The sequence below is a fragment of the Aquabacterium sp. genome (assembly GCF_029946005.1).
Taxonomy (GTDB): domain Bacteria; phylum Pseudomonadota; class Gammaproteobacteria; order Burkholderiales; family Burkholderiaceae_C; genus Aquabacterium.
Window position 1 is genome coordinate 259,817 of sequence record NZ_JAQSDR010000006.1, and the last position, 13,498, is coordinate 273,314.

The following is a 13,498-nucleotide window of genomic DNA, read 5'->3' on the forward strand; positions in this document are numbered from 1 at the left end:
GGTCATTTCTTGTCCCCTTTGTTGGCTTTGGCCTTGTCGACGCGCTGAGCTTCCACCTCGGCGGGATCAAGGTAACGGTAAGTCCGAGCCGTGGCTTCCATGAACAGGGCGCCACCAGAACCAGGGGTTGCGGCGGCGGGGGCGCCAATCGTCAAGTTGTGCAACGTCACGATCCGAGAAAGGTTGGCGATGTCGGCGGTGAAGGCGCCGATGTCGTGGTATCGGCCCGTCACGCGGATCGAGATCGGCAGCTCGGCGTAGTAGTCCTTGACGGACACCTGTCCGGGACGAAACAACTCAAACTCCAGACCACGGCCCAGGCCCGCCTGGTTGATGTCAGACAACAAGGCATCCATTTCGGCCTTGCCGGGCAGTTGCTTTTCAAGCTGCGTCACGTATTCCTGGACCTGCGTGCGTTGCTTGCGCAACTCATTCAGATTGATGGCCTGCGCCAGCTTGCTGCGGAACTCCTGCTTGAGTGCAGGCTCCTTGTCCCGCTCGGCGGTCAGTGCCTCGTCTTGGCTTTGGAGCAAGCCGAACCAGCCAAGTACCAGGACCACAACGGCAGCGAGCAGAAAAACGGCCAGTTTTGGCAGGATCGGCCACTGACCAGGTTCGTTGGGATTGAGCCCCCGGAACTGATCCTGCGCATCGGAAAACCAGGCGCTGAAGTCAATGTTGAAATTTGGGTTCGCCATGATGTGCCCGCCTCAAGACTTCGGGGCCGCGGAGGCAGCCGGACTCGGTGCTGACGCACCCGATGCCGCCGAAGCAGCTGGCGAGACATCCTGTGGACGCTTCAGACTCAGGCGAATGGAGAAGTCGAACAAGCGCTTGGGCTCGCGCACGTCCTTCGTCTGCTGTGCCGAGGCTTTGATTTCCTGCAGTTCGGGCTTTTCAAGCCACTCGGACTTGTAGGCGGTGTTGCGAAGGAACTCGGACACCCGCTCATTGGTCTGGGCAATGCCGGACACCATCACCGTTTGACCATCTTGCTTGATGGTTTTAAGGTAGATGCCTTCCGGCGTCTGGCGAACCAACTCATTGAGCAAGTGCACCGGCATGTTCCGGTCGATTTGCAAGTCTTCCACGGCCTTTTGGCGAGCCTTCAGGGACTCGATCTCCGCCTTCAAACCGGAGACGTCCTTGATGTCTTCTTCAAGCTTGTGGATCTCCGCACTGAGGAACTCGTTGCGTGCCTGCTGAGCAGCAATCATTTGCTGCTGAACCGCGTAGCCCAAAGCGACCAAGACGGCGCCAGCGACCACGGACAGGCCCAGGCCCACAAAGAAAGCCTGCTTGCGCAGCTTTCGCTTTTCCTCACGATGAGGCAGTAGGTTGATCAAAATCATGCGAGGAACCTCCGCATGGCCAATCCACACGCCGTGAGGTAAGACGGTGCTTCACGGCGAAGTTTGCTTTCGCGGATAGCAGAGCCCAGCTTCATGCCATCGAAGGGGTTGACGACCATGGAGGCAAAACCTGTCAACTCGGTCACCCTGTCCTTCAGACCAGGCAAGGAAGCTGTGCCGCCGGCCAGCATCACGTAGTGCACCTTGTGGTGCGGTGTGCTGGTGAAGAAATACTGCAAGGCTCGGCCAATTTCTTGCGACAGGCTGTCCACAAAGGGGCCCAGGATCGTGCTTTGAAAATCTTCAGGCAGGTCACCCGCCAGCTTCTTGGTCTCGGCTTCTTCAAACGAAAAACCGTACTGGCGCGAGATGAGTTGCGTCAACTGCGCGCCACCAAATGCCTGGTCACGGTCGTACAGCAACTCGTTGTCGCGCAAGACCTTCAAGCTGGTGTTCTCTGCCCCGATTTCAAACAAGGCCACCAAGGCATCCTTGCCCTCGCCGGGCAAGTTTTCAACCAGGCGCTGCACGGCCAAGCGCGAAGCATATGACTCGATGTCCAGGATGGCCGGTTTCAGACCCGCCGATTCGGCCAGGCCTTGACGATCCTGCACACGGTCTTTGCGAGACGCGGCGATCATGACCTCGACATCACCCGCCGATGTCGGGCTGGGCCCGACCACGCAGAAATCCAGGCTGACTTCGTCGAGAGAGAACGGAATGTATTGGTTGGCCTCGGCCTCCACCTGCATTTCCATTTCTTCTTCGCGCAGGCCCGCCGGCAACATGATTTTTTTCGTGATGACGGCCGACTGCGGCATCGCCATGGCCACGTGCTTGGTGCGGGTGCCGCTTTTGACGACGACCTTGCGCACGGCTTCCGCGACCTCGTCGAATTTTTCGATTTGACCGTCGGCGATCCAGCCCTTCTCGAAGGGCTCGGAGGCAAATCGTTCCAGGATGTATTCGCCAGACTGTGTCTGGCTTAGCTCGACCAGCTTCACGCTTGATGAACTGATGTCCAGTCCAATCATTGGCGGATGCTTGCGGCCCAAGAGCGTGTCAAGAAAGCTCACACCGTCCCCCACGCACCGACAACGGTGCTGGAATGTTAATAAACCACTTCAATGCTATCAGTAAAGGTTTTGTGTTTGAACGAAGTTAAAGCAGGGCAAATCCCAAGCACGTTGCGATATGCACACGCCTTACAGACAGTTGCAAATCCGACCAAGATGTGAATCAACTCAAAGTGTGCCATGGTGTACAGAGGTTCCAGCTTCTCGCGTTCTTATAATCCGGGCAGTGTCACAGGCCTGCCTCCATGAGCGATTCCGTTTCTTCCAAAGCCCCTTCCCGACCCAGCCCCTGGTGGGCAACCTGGCTTGTCAAACCTCTACTTGCCCTGATTGGACTTGGGCTGGCGGCGGCTTTGGGTGGCGCTTTGCTGGCAGGCATCGGGCTGGCGGTCGCATACCCTCAATTACCCGAGGTTGGCGGTTTATCTGACTACCAGCCCAAAATGCCGATGCGCGTTTATTCGGCAGATAACGTGCTAATTGGAGAGTTTGGCGAAGAAAAGCGTGATTTTCTGCCCATCAAACAAATTCCCAAAGTCATGCGGGAAGCAGTTTTGGCGATTGAAGACGCTCGTTTTTACAAACATGGAGGCGTGGACTACATCGGCGTGCTGCGCGCAGGCCTGGCCAATTTTGGTGAAGCTCGCAGCCAAGGGGCATCAACCATCACCATGCAGGTGGCCCGCAATTTCTACCTGCCCACCGAAAAAACCTTCACTCGCAAAATCTACGAGATGCTGCTGGCCTTGAAGATCGAAAGCCTGTTGAGCAAGGACCAGATCCTGGAGCTCTACATGAATCAGATTTACCTGGGGCAGCGCGCCTATGGCTTTTCCGCCGCCTGCGACACCTATTTTGGGAAACCCATCAAGGACATCACGGTGGCAGAAGCCGCCATGCTGGCCGGCCTGCCCAAAGCGCCATCCGCCTACAACCCGGTTCGCAACCCCAAGCGCGCGACGCTTCGCCAGCAGTACATCATCGACCGCATGTTCGACAACGGCTTCATCACCCAGGAACAACGGGATGAAGCCAAGGACGAGGAGCTGGCCTACCGAACCAAGGCCCCCGTGTCCGCGCACGCCGAGTACGCGGCAGAGGCCGCACGCGCCCTCATGCACGAGCAGTACGGTCCCGACGCGTACACGCGAGGCTTGAACGTCTACACCTCCGTTCGCATGCCTGAGCAGATCGCCGCCTACAAGGCCCTGCGCAAAGGTTTGATGGATTTTGACCGCCGCCAGGCGTGGCGTGGCCCAGAGGCCTACATCGATTTACCGGCCGACCCCAAGCAAGTGGATGTCCGCGTGGCTGAAGCCCTGGAAGAGCACCCGGACAGCGAGGCCATCCATGCAGGCGTCGTGATGTCAGCTGAGCCCAAGAAATTGGTGGTGGCCTTGCAATCCGGTGAGCAGATCACCATTGGCCCAGAAGGTCTGCGCGCCGTGGGCAATGCCCTGAACGACAAAGCCAACCCCAAGGTGCAAATCCGCCGTGGTGCCGTGGTGCGTTTGATGCAAAACGCCTCGGAGCAATGGACGGTGGTGCAACTGCCGGAGGTTGAAGGCGCCTTTGTTTCAATGGATCCCACCACCGGCCTGATCAAGGCCATGGTCGGCGGCTTCGACTTTGGCCGCAACAAGTTCAACCATGTCACTCAGGCATGGCGCCAGCCGGGCTCGAGCTTCAAGCCATTCATTTACTCGGCCGCTCTGGAAAAAGGATTCACCCCCGCCACCACCGTCAACGACGCCCCCTTGTTTTTTGACGCCGGCGTCACCGGAGGTCAGCCCTGGGAACCCAAAAACTACGACGGCAAGTTCGAAGGCCCCATGACCTTGCGCCGCGGCCTGGCCAAATCAAAAAACATGATCTCGATCCGGGTGCTGCGCTCCATCGGCACCAAGTATGCGCAGGACTGGGTCACCCGTTTTGGGTTCGATGCCGACAAGCACCCGGCTTACCTGACCATGGCCCTGGGTGCCGGTTCGGTCACGCCGATGCAGATGGCCGACGGCTATGCGGTGTTCGCCAATGGCGGCTACCGCGTCAACCCCATGCTGGTGCTGAAAGTGACCGACTCTCGGGGCCACGCGCTGGCCCAGTACCGCCCTGCCGTGCTGAACGAATCGATGCGTGCGATCGATGCACGCAACGCCTTCATGATGAGCAGCCTGCTGCAAGAGGTGACTCGGTCGGGCACGGCGGCCAAGGCCCAGGCCACCCTGAAGCGCCCCGATTTGTACGGCAAGACCGGCACCACCAATGACTCGATGGACGCCTGGTTCGCGGGCTACACGGCCCACACGGTGTCCGTGGTATGGATTGGCCACGACCAGCCGCGCAAACTGGGCGACAAGGAAACGGGCGGCGGCCTGGCCTTGCCCATCTGGATCGACTACATGGGCACGGCCCTGCGCGGCGTGCCGGTCGAAGAACCTTCGCAACCTGATGGCATGGTGAACATCGGCGGCGAATGGTTCTACGAGGAATACACCTCAGGCACCGGTGTTCGTGAATTGGCCGCCGAACCAGAAGATCTGGCCCCGGCCGCACCCGAACCGACCTCCCCTGACGAAAAGAAAGACATCCTGGACATGTTCGGCAACGGCAAACCCCAGTGAGCAACTCAGAAGCTCAGGGGCACGCTGGCTTGTTCGCTGGCACAGGCCGACAACAGCGCAAAGAATTCCTCGCCTGAGCGGGTATCCAGCCACCGGCCCTCACCCGCGTGGCGAAAGTGAAAACCGCCGCGCTTGGCGGCCAGCCACAACTCCTGCAAGGGCGGCTGGGCGTTGACGATGAGTTGAGTGCGATTGGGCAAGGTCAGCGTCAGCATGCCGCCAGATCGTGCGGAATCGATGTCCGCGACATCACCCTCCAGCCAGCGATCCACCTTGGTTTCGATGCGCGTCAGCACGGCCTGAATGGCATCGTTGTACTGCGCATCGGTCAGACCTGAAGGCGTGTTGAGGGCGTCCATCGAGGAATCCTTAGAATGTCGGCATGAAGAAACAGTCTCTGATTTTAGGCAGCATCGCAAAACCCCTGCCCGTGCTCGCCTTGCTGGGCATTTTGCTGCTTGGCGCCTGCGGCCAAAAAGGCCCCTTGTACCTGCCCTCGCCCGACCAAAGCGCCCCCTCTGCATCCTCTGGCACCAAGGCCAAGCCCACACCATGACACTGCCCGGCTCCCCCTTTCTGGCCTACCGTGGCCCTGATCTGTTTTTAGACGACCTCAAGCTGAGCGAGCTGGTGCGCGAGCATGGCAGCCCCCTGTACGTGTATTCGCGCCGCGCCATGCTGGCCGCGCTGGCACCGTATCAAAAGGCGCTGAAGGGCCGGGCTCACCTGGTGTGCTACGCCATCAAGGCCAACTCCAATTTGGCCGTGCTGCAAACCTTTGCCGAGGCAGGGTGTGGTTTTGACATTGTCTCGGCGGGTGAACTGGCACGGGTGCTGGCCGCCGGAGGCGATCCTGGCAAGGTGGTGTTTTCGGGCGTGGGCAAAACCCGCTCGGAAATGAAACTCGGCATTGAGGCTGGCGTGCGCTGCTTCAACGTTGAAAGCACGGCCGAATTGGAGGTCTTGTCAGAAGTGGCCAGCGGACTGGGCCGCCAGGCGCGGGTGAGCCTGCGTGTGAACCCGGATGTGGATGCGGGCACACACCCCTACATCTCGACGGGCCTGAAAGGCAACAAGTTTGGCATTGCCCATGAGGAAGCCGTGGCCACTTACCAGCGTGCAGCCGCGCTACCGGGCCTGGACGTGGTGGGCATTGATTGCCACATCGGCTCACAAATCACGGAAGTGGCACCCTACCTGGATGCGCTGGATCGCGTGCTAGACCTGATCGAGGCCATTGAATCGGTCGGCGTGTCCATTCACCACATGGACCTGGGTGGTGGCTTGGGCATCACGTACACGGATGAAACGCCACCTGCGGCGGATGTACTGATTGGCCAGTTGCTGGCGAAGATCGATGCCCGCGGCCACGGACACCGGGAACTCCTGTTTGAGCCAGGCCGCTCGCTCGTGGGCAACGCGGGTGTGCTGCTGACCGAGGTCTTGTTCCTCAAGCCGGGTGAACAAAAAAACTTCTGCGTGGTGGATGCCGCCATGAATGACCTGATGCGCCCCGCGCTGTACGAGGCCTACATGGGCATCGTCAATGTTCAGACGCGCGCTGAGACTGCCTCGCATGTTTGGGATGTGGTCGGGCCGGTCTGCGAATCAGGTGACTGGCTGGGCCGTGACCGCACATTGGCCGTGCAAGCCGGTGATGTGTTGGCGGTGTTGTCGGCGGGTGCTTATGGCATGACCATGGCCAGCAACTACAACACGCGTGGAAGGGCGGCTGAGTTGATGGTGGATGGGGACCAGGTTTGGGTGATTCGGGAGCGGGAAGCAGTGAAGAGCCTGTTCGAGCAGGAGCGGCTGATCAAGTAACTGCGTCTGGGGAGGCTCCAAATGAAAAAACCGCCCCGAGGGGCGGTTCTAATTTGGCCGAACGAAGGGAATCGATCAGAAGCTGTGGCGAATGCCAACGCCAAAATACGTGGACTTGCCGCCGGGGTTGATGTTGGCACCAGCAAACAGAGGCGTTTCGCGGAAACCCACTGCCGTGGCAATGACATCGGGGCCACCAACGACCGGGGCAGCAATGCCCATGCTGGCGGCAGTACCCTCGTCATCTCGCACCTGCACAGCGCGGGTGTACAACGATGTACGCTTGGACAAGGCGTACTCAGCACCCAGCATCACGCCAGTGTCCTTGCCTTTGGTGAAGTTCTTGAACTTGATCTGCGACACTTGGGCAGACAGGGTCCATTGGCCGACAGGAACACGGGTACCGATGACCATGAACTGCAGCTTCAAGTCATCGCTGTTATCAAAACCATACACGCCTTGACCAAGGGCTGCGTCAAACATGATGCCGGAACCTGGCATCACATACTTGGCGCCAATGTTGGCGGCTTGGTACTTGTCAAGAATGAAGGCAGACGTTGCAATCAATGCGTTGGGGCTGGCTGCGTTGTACACACCAAAGCGCGCACCATCGAATTCGTTTTGATGGTAGCCCAAGGTCATGTTGAAGGCTTCATTGAAAGCCATGTTACCGAAGGCGCCCGCTGCACGACCGGTTTTGTTTGTGGTGCTTTCCGTGCCACTGGAAGCATTGCCCAAGATGCCACCCACATTGCCATTGACCTGACCACCACGTGCTGCAGAAATCGTGCTCAATGAACCAGCATTGGGCGAGTAAGCGACGGAGCCGGTAAACCCACCAGCTTTGAGCCAGTAGCTGATCTGGTTGTCTTGGCGAACTTGCAAGTTGTTGGTGGCACCACCTTCGGTGAACAGGTCAGTCGCACCAAAGCGCTCACCGGTCACAAAAGCTGTGGAATAGAAAATGGGCGCGTATTGGCGGCCCAGGCGCACTTCGCCGAATGGCGTGGTCAAACCCACATAGCTTTGGCGGCCAAATATGCGGCCATCTTGCCCCAAAGCGCCGGTGTCATGGCCCAGTTGGCCTTCCAGGACAAATCCTGCAGAGTAACCATCACCCAAGACCTCAGTGCCCTTGAAGCCGAACGACGTTTGCGAAGTGCCGCTGGGGGACACGCGCGTCACACTGGACTTGACACCCTGCGTGGCGGGGTCGAGAGGAATCAAGCGGACGCCGGCAGTCTTGCTGACATGATCAACGCTGATGTCTGCGTGGCCATAAAGGGTGACGCTGGATTGAGCCATGGCGCTACCAGCACCCAGGGTTGCCAGAGCCACCGCGACGGCTTTGGTCAGAACGTTCTTTTGCATGGAGATCTCCTAGATATCCCCCTGAACCGGGGGTCGTCTGAGATTGTTGCCCAACCAACCGCCGGTGATTTAGAGGTTTGCGCTAGGTGTCGCAAAACGACAACATTCCTTCTGCAATGGTTTGCAGCATGGGCATGAAAAAAGGGGCCGAAGCCCCTTTGAACGAGATCAACTAACCTGGATCAGAAGGCGTGAGCGATGCCGAAGGCGATAGCACGCGAGCTTTTGCCCGCGGCAATAGCGACGGCAGTCGCATCAACACCCAACTGAGACAGCGACTCGTTGTTCACGTTAGTCACCAAGCCATACACCGAAGTGCGCTTGGACAGGTTGTACACAGCCTTGATCGAAGCGATGGTGGCATCGTCATGATCGCTGTTGGAAACAGCGTTGGCCACGTTGCTGGCTTGAGACAAGCTGGCCTGCACACTGAAGTTCTCAGTGATAGGCACGCCAATACGAATACCGGCAAGGCTCAGACGATCAGCGCCAGTAACTTGGCTTTCGGTGTCGTAGTAACCTGTCAACTTGAGCACGCCGAAGTCATAGCCAGCGTAGACCAAGGTTGCGTTGGCCTTGTCGCCTGCATTGGCTGTGATCAAACCAGTTTCGTCCTTGGCTGAGAGGTAGCCCAAGCCAGCGAAGAAAGGTCCTGCCAAATACTTAACGTTCAAGCCGTAGGACTTGCCAATGTCAGAGCCAGAAGTCGCTTCTGCGTTGTTGGCGGTCGCGGAGTTGCCAGCAGTGCTGTACTGCAATTGAGCCGACAGGCCTGGCAAGAAAGTGGGCAACACGTAAGTGATAGCGTTGTCAACGCGACGATACGTGTCGCCAGCGCGGGTCTTGGCGATCTTGAAGTCATCGTAGGTTTGAGCACCCAAAACCTTGGTGTCACCAGCCAATGCGCCGATCGACGAATCGATGCGACCCAGGCGCAGTTCGCCAAAACCACCTTGCAGGCCAACCCAAGCAGCGCGGTCAAAGAAGCGAGTCGTGCCGCCACCGTTGGCACCCGTGTCAGCCTTGACAGCGGTTTCCAGGGCGAAGTTGGCGCGCATACCGCCACCCAGGTCTTCAGAGCCCTTGAAACCCAAGCGCGAGGTGGCCAGGTTGTCAGAAGAGACGCGCGTCACGCCCTTGTCGCCCTTGACGTTTTCGATCGAAACATCGACCACGCCGTACATGGTGACGGAAGATTGGGCGAAAGCGCCCGAGGTAGCAGCCAGAGCAGCGATTGCCAGCAAAGTCTTTTTCATTGAATTCTCCAAAGTTGAACCAGAGGCCTCAGCGACGGTGCCCAACAGCAGCCCGCCGAAACTGAACGAATTGCAACAGACTTTTGCGATTGGCGTGATGACAGGGTTGTCATAAACCCCAATCCAATCGGCCTATCGTTGCTCAAAGGCAACACACCCAAGAAGCCGGATAATCGGTGCCCATGAGCATTCAAACCGATGACTTCGGAAGTTCGGCACGTCCCAAGCCCCCAACCGCCCCCGCGTTCGATGCCCCCAGGGTGGTCGCTGCGGGAGTGACCACCCCCCATGAAGAGGCGCTGGAGCGTGCATTGCGCCCCAAGGATTTGCATGAGTACGTGGGCCAGACCAAGGCACGCGAGCAACTGGAGATTTTCATTGGCGCGGCGCGCAAGCGGGGTGAAGCACTGGACCATGTGTTGCTGTTCGGCCCGCCAGGGCTGGGCAAGACCACGCTCAGCCACATCATCGCGACCGAGTTGGGCGTGAACCTGCGCCAGACCTCGGGGCCTGTGCTGGAAAAGCCCAAGGATCTGGCCGCCATCCTGACCAATCTGGAGCGGCACGATGTGCTGTTCATCGACGAGATCCACCGCTTGAGCCCGGTCGTCGAGGAAATCCTCTACCCCGCGCTGGAGGACTACCAGATCGACATCATGATCGGCGATGGTCCGGCGGCGCGCTCGATCAAGCTGGACTTGCAACCTTTCACCCTGGTGGGGGCAACGACGCGGGCGGGCATGCTGACCAATCCACTGAGGGACCGTTTCGGGATCGTGGCGCGCCTGGAGTTCTACACCGCCGAAGAACTGCAGCGCATCGTGACGCGATCGGCCAAGTTGTTGAATGCGCCCATCGATGAACAAGGCGCGCTGGAGTTGGCGCGCCGCTCACGGGGCACGCCGCGCATCGCCAACCGCCTGCTGCGCCGGGTGCGAGACTATGCCGAGGTGAAGGGCGATGGCCGCATCACCCGCCAGGTGGCCGACTTGGCCTTGGCGATGCTGGATGTGGACCCGTTGGGCCTGGACGTGATGGACCGCAAACTGCTGGAGGCGATCATCCACCGTTTTGATGGCGGGCCGGTGGGCCTGGACAACCTGGCGGCAGCCATTGGCGAAGAGCGGGAAACGATCGAGGATGTGATTGAGCCCTACCTGATCCAGCAAGGCTTTTTGCAACGCACGCCGCGCGGGCGCATGGCCACGGCGTCGGCGTTCAAGCACCTCGGGTTGAATCCACCTTCAGGGCCCGAGTTGCTGCTTTAACCAGCGCTGGGCTCAGCGGCGGCGCAGGAAGTGGGTGTATTCCTCTTGGTCGCCGTTGCGCTTGGTCTGCTGGTCAACCAGATCGTTGCCAGTCTGGCGGGCAAAGGCCTGGAAGTCGCGCACCGAACCGGGGTCGGTGGCCGAGACCTTGAGCACCTCACCACTGTGCATGTCCGACAAAGCCTTTTTGGCCTTGAGGATGGGCAGCGGGCAGGTCAGGCCTCGGGCGTCAAGTTCCTTGTTGATGTCCATGAATGAATGGTACCTCAGGCGGGGAACACGCCGGTGGAGAGATAACGGTCGCCGCGGTCGCAAACCACGAACACGATGGTGGCGTTGCTCACGGTTTGCGCCAGTTGCAGGGCCACCCAGCAGGCGCCGGCTGCAGAGATGCCGCCAAACAGGCCTTCTTCGCGGGCCAGCCGGCGGGCCATGTCTTCGGCGTCAAGCTGGCTGACGTGGATGATGTCATCGACCCGGCTGGGCTGGTAAATCTTGGGCAGGTAGGCCTCGGGCCATTTGCGGATGCCCGGAATGCGCGATCCTTCGCTGGGCTGGGCACCGACGATGCGCACGGCCGGGTTCTTCTCCTTGAGGAAATGTGAGACGCCGGTGATGGTGCCGGTGGTGCCCATGGCGCTGACGAAGTGGGTGACTTCGCCTTGCGTGTCGGCCCAAATTTCGGGGCCGGTGGTTTCGTAATGGATGCGGGGGTTGTCTTCGTTGGCGAATTGGTCGAGCACCAGGCCTTTGCCGTCGCGCACCATCTGGCCGGCCAGGTCACGCGCGTATTCCATGCCGCCGCTTTTGGGCGTGAGGATCAGTTCGGCGCCGAAGGCCTTCATGGTCTGGGCGCGCTCCACGCTGAGGTCTTCCGGCATGATCAAAATCATGCGGTAACCCCGGATGGCTGCGGCCATGGCCAGGGCGATGCCGGTGTTGCCTGAGGTGGCTTCGATCAGGGTGTCGCCGGGCTTGATCTGGCCGCGTTCTTCGGCGCGGCGGATCATGCTGATGGCGGGGCGGTCTTTGACGGAACCGGCGGGGTTGTTGCCTTCCAGCTTGGCGAGGATGACGTTGCCGCGCGCGTCGTTGTCGGCGCCGGGAATGCGTTGCAGGCGGACCATGGGGGTCTTGCCAATGACGTCTTCGAGCGTGGGGTAGTTCATCGTGTCAAACAGGTTCAGCGGTGTGCATTGAACCGGTATTGTGGCAGGCAACAAAAAACCCGCCATGCTTGGTCAAGCATGCGGGTTTTGATTGTTGGTGCCCCGGGCCGGAATCGAACCGGCACCCCTTTCGGGACCGGATTTTGAATCCGGCGCGTCTACCAATTTCACCACCAGGGCTCTGATGTGAGGGGTCAAAGTTTAGCATAGAAAGCTGACGCTTCCTGGGCGACCCGGCAAGGTCAAGGTGGCGGTGTTCGGCGGGGTTTGGGCCACGATCCGGCCCTGGCGGATGACGTGCAGGCGGGTGGCGCGCAAGCGGATGGCTTCGACCGGATCGCGGGCTTGCAGGACGACCAGGTCAGCGTTGCAGCCCACTTCCAGCCCGTAGCCTGACAGACCGAGGATCTTCGCGGGGGTGCTGGTGACGGCCTCGAAGCATTGGCGCATGGCGACCTGACTGGTCATCTGCGCAACGTGCAAACCCATGTGCGCCACTTCGAGCATGTCGCCGCTGCCCATGCCGTACCAGGGGTCCATCACGCAGTCATGGCCAAAGGCCACATCGATGCCCTGCGCCAGCAGCTCGGGCACGCGGGTCATGCCTCGGCGTTTGGGGTAGGTGTCGTGTCGGCCTTGCAGGGTGATGTTGATGAGGGGGTTGGCGATGGCGGCCACACCGGCCTCTTTGATCAGGGGCAGGAGCTTGCTGACGTAGTAGTTGTCCATGCTGTGCATGGAGGTGAGGTGCGAGCCGGCCACCCTGCCCTGCAAGCCCAGGCGTTGCGCATGGAAGGCCAGGGTTTCGATGTGGCGAGACATGGGGTCATCGGTTTCGTCGCAGTGCATGTCCACGCGCAGGCCCCGTTCGGCGGCCAGTTCGCACAGCAGGCGGACGGACTCGGCGCCGTCCTGCATGGTGCGTTCGTAGTGGGGGATGCCGCCGACCACGTCCACGCCCATGTCGAGGGCGCGCTTCAGTTGAACGAGTGCGTTGGGGCCCCGCAGGACGCCGTCTTGGGGGAAGGCGACCAGTTGCAGGTCGAGGTAGGGTTTGACGCGTTCGCGCACGTGCAGCAGGGCTTCGACGGCCAGCAGCTTCGGGTCGCACACATCGACGTGGGAGCGGATGGCGAGCAGGCCTTTGGCCACGGCCCAATCGCAATAGGCCAGGGCGCGCTCAACCAGGGCGTCTTGCGTGAGCTGGGGCTTGAGCTCGCCCCACAAGGCGATGCCTTCCAGCAAGGTGCCTGATTGGTTGATGCGGGGTTGGCCGTAGCTGAGGGTCGAGTCCATGTGGAAATGGGCATCGACGAACGGCGGGCTGACGAGTTGTCCGGCCACGTTGATCTCTTGCGCGGCGGGCGTGGACAGCGCGGGCTGCACGGCCACGATCTGGCTGCCTTGGATGCCAATGTCTTGATCGGCCAGGCCATCAGGCAGGGTGCAGTGTCGAAGGATGAGGTCCAGCACGAAAGCTCCTAGGCAATGACTTACCAAAGAGCCTAGCAGGCTTCACGCCATGCCTGTAAAGTGCTCACTTCATGTCAAAAAATGT

The 13,498-nt window shown here is 60.0% G+C and carries 13 protein-coding genes and 1 tRNA gene; 4 read left to right on the forward strand and 10 right to left on the reverse strand.

Annotated features, from left to right (window positions below):
• Nucleotides 1-2: 2 nt before the first annotated feature.
• The 3 genes from PSV38_RS04260 to PSV38_RS04270 are packed head-to-tail and all read right to left on the reverse strand — an operon-like array spanning nucleotide 3 to nucleotide 2,428.
• Nucleotides 3-698 (reverse strand): type 4a pilus biogenesis protein PilO, encoded by a 696-nt coding sequence (locus PSV38_RS04260; RefSeq protein ID WP_300545225.1) that lies wholly within the window; start codon nucleotides 696-698, stop codon nucleotides 3-5.
• A 12-nt stretch (nucleotides 699-710) separates the two neighbouring features.
• Entirely contained in the window at nucleotides 711-1,352 is a 642-nt protein-coding gene (locus PSV38_RS04265) for a PilN domain-containing protein (RefSeq protein ID WP_300545228.1), read from the reverse strand.
• Complete coding sequence (locus PSV38_RS04270; RefSeq protein WP_300545230.1) at nucleotides 1,349-2,428, reverse strand: pilus assembly protein PilM; 1,080 nt, start codon at nucleotides 2,426-2,428, stop codon at nucleotides 1,349-1,351. The genes PSV38_RS04265 and PSV38_RS04270 overlap by 4 nt, the downstream gene beginning before the upstream one ends.
• A 245-nt stretch (nucleotides 2,429-2,673) precedes the next feature.
• On the opposite strand from PSV38_RS04270, the gene PSV38_RS04275 reads away from it, so the two are divergent.
• On the forward strand, nucleotides 2,674-5,052 hold the full coding sequence (locus tag PSV38_RS04275) for a penicillin-binding protein 1A (protein WP_300545232.1): 2,379 nt from the start codon (nucleotides 2,674-2,676) through the stop codon (nucleotides 5,050-5,052).
• A 5-nt stretch (nucleotides 5,053-5,057) separates the two neighbouring features.
• Here PSV38_RS04275 and cyaY read toward each other — a convergent pair whose 3' ends face one another.
• Entirely contained in the window at nucleotides 5,058-5,411 is a 354-nt protein-coding gene (gene cyaY, locus PSV38_RS04280) for an iron donor protein CyaY (protein ID WP_300545235.1), read from the reverse strand.
• A 23-nt stretch (nucleotides 5,412-5,434) separates the two neighbouring features.
• Here cyaY and PSV38_RS04285 point away from each other — a divergent pair, with 23 nt between their 5' ends.
• On the forward strand, nucleotides 5,435-5,608 hold the full coding sequence (locus PSV38_RS04285) for a lipoprotein (protein ID WP_300545237.1): 174 nt from the start codon (nucleotides 5,435-5,437) through the stop codon (nucleotides 5,606-5,608).
• Complete coding sequence (lysA, locus tag PSV38_RS04290; protein ID WP_300545239.1) at nucleotides 5,605-6,876, forward strand: diaminopimelate decarboxylase; 1,272 nt, start codon at nucleotides 5,605-5,607, stop codon at nucleotides 6,874-6,876. The genes PSV38_RS04285 and lysA overlap by 4 nt, the downstream gene beginning before the upstream one ends.
• Nucleotides 6,877-6,951: 75 nt before the next feature.
• Here lysA and PSV38_RS04295 read toward each other — a convergent pair whose 3' ends face one another.
• Together PSV38_RS04295 and PSV38_RS04300 are read right to left on the reverse strand one after the other, a co-directional pair.
• Nucleotides 6,952-8,247, reverse strand: coding sequence for a porin (locus tag PSV38_RS04295; RefSeq protein WP_300545241.1), 1,296 nt, complete (start codon nucleotides 8,245-8,247; stop codon nucleotides 6,952-6,954).
• Nucleotides 8,248-8,429: 182 nt separating this feature from the next.
• The gene (locus PSV38_RS04300; protein ID WP_300545242.1) at nucleotides 8,430-9,503 is read right to left on the reverse strand and encodes a porin; all 1,074 of its coding nucleotides are present in this window, start codon (nucleotides 9,501-9,503) and stop codon (nucleotides 8,430-8,432) included.
• A 182-nt stretch (nucleotides 9,504-9,685) separates the two neighbouring features.
• Here PSV38_RS04300 and ruvB point away from each other — a divergent pair, with 182 nt between their 5' ends.
• Complete coding sequence (gene ruvB / locus PSV38_RS04305) at nucleotides 9,686-10,771, forward strand: Holliday junction branch migration DNA helicase RuvB (RefSeq protein WP_300545244.1); 1,086 nt, start codon at nucleotides 9,686-9,688, stop codon at nucleotides 10,769-10,771.
• Between the two features lie 12 nt (nucleotides 10,772-10,783).
• On the opposite strand, the gene PSV38_RS04310 is transcribed toward ruvB, so the two are convergent.
• The 4 genes from PSV38_RS04310 to PSV38_RS04325 form a co-directional block, all read right to left on the reverse strand.
• Nucleotides 10,784-11,023, reverse strand: a complete 240-nt coding sequence (locus PSV38_RS04310; RefSeq protein ID WP_300545246.1) for a sulfurtransferase TusA family protein — start codon at nucleotides 11,021-11,023, stop codon at nucleotides 10,784-10,786.
• A gap of 14 nt (nucleotides 11,024-11,037) precedes the next feature.
• Nucleotides 11,038-11,940, reverse strand: coding sequence for a cysteine synthase CysM (gene cysM, locus PSV38_RS04315; protein ID WP_300545249.1), 903 nt, complete (start codon nucleotides 11,938-11,940; stop codon nucleotides 11,038-11,040).
• Nucleotides 11,941-12,035: 95 nt separating this feature from the next.
• Nucleotides 12,036-12,120, reverse strand: a tRNA-Leu gene (locus PSV38_RS04320).
• Nucleotides 12,121-12,141: 21 nt separating this feature from the next.
• Nucleotides 12,142-13,413 (reverse strand): amidohydrolase family protein, encoded by a 1,272-nt coding sequence (locus PSV38_RS04325; protein ID WP_300545252.1) that lies wholly within the window; start codon nucleotides 13,411-13,413, stop codon nucleotides 12,142-12,144.
• Nucleotides 13,414-13,498: the final 85 nt, after the last annotated feature.

What these genes read in the sequence shown, in the direction of transcription:
- cysM (WP_300545249.1), bottom strand. Translation starts at nt 11,940, where the DNA reads ATGAACTACCCCACGCTCGAAGACGTCATTGGCAAGACCCCCATGGTC.
- PSV38_RS04260 (WP_300545225.1), bottom strand. Translation starts at nt 698, where the DNA reads ATGGCGAACCCAAATTTCAACATTGACTTCAGCGCCTGGTTTTCCGAT.
- PSV38_RS04295 (WP_300545241.1), bottom strand. Translation starts at nt 8,247, where the DNA reads ATGCAAAAGAACGTTCTGACCAAAGCCGTCGCGGTGGCTCTGGCAACC.
- lysA (WP_300545239.1), top strand. Translation starts at nt 5,605, where the DNA reads ATGACACTGCCCGGCTCCCCCTTTCTGGCCTACCGTGGCCCTGATCTG.
- ruvB (WP_300545244.1), top strand. Translation starts at nt 9,686, where the DNA reads ATGAGCATTCAAACCGATGACTTCGGAAGTTCGGCACGTCCCAAGCCC.
- PSV38_RS04310 (WP_300545246.1), bottom strand. Translation starts at nt 11,023, where the DNA reads ATGGACATCAACAAGGAACTTGACGCCCGAGGCCTGACCTGCCCGCTG.
- cyaY (WP_300545235.1), bottom strand. Translation starts at nt 5,411, where the DNA reads ATGGACGCCCTCAACACGCCTTCAGGTCTGACCGATGCGCAGTACAAC.
- PSV38_RS04285 (WP_300545237.1), top strand. Translation starts at nt 5,435, where the DNA reads ATGAAGAAACAGTCTCTGATTTTAGGCAGCATCGCAAAACCCCTGCCC.
- PSV38_RS04300 (WP_300545242.1), bottom strand. Translation starts at nt 9,503, where the DNA reads ATGAAAAAGACTTTGCTGGCAATCGCTGCTCTGGCTGCTACCTCGGGC.
- PSV38_RS04275 (WP_300545232.1), top strand. Translation starts at nt 2,674, where the DNA reads ATGAGCGATTCCGTTTCTTCCAAAGCCCCTTCCCGACCCAGCCCCTGG.
- PSV38_RS04265 (WP_300545228.1), bottom strand. Translation starts at nt 1,352, where the DNA reads ATGATTTTGATCAACCTACTGCCTCATCGTGAGGAAAAGCGAAAGCTG.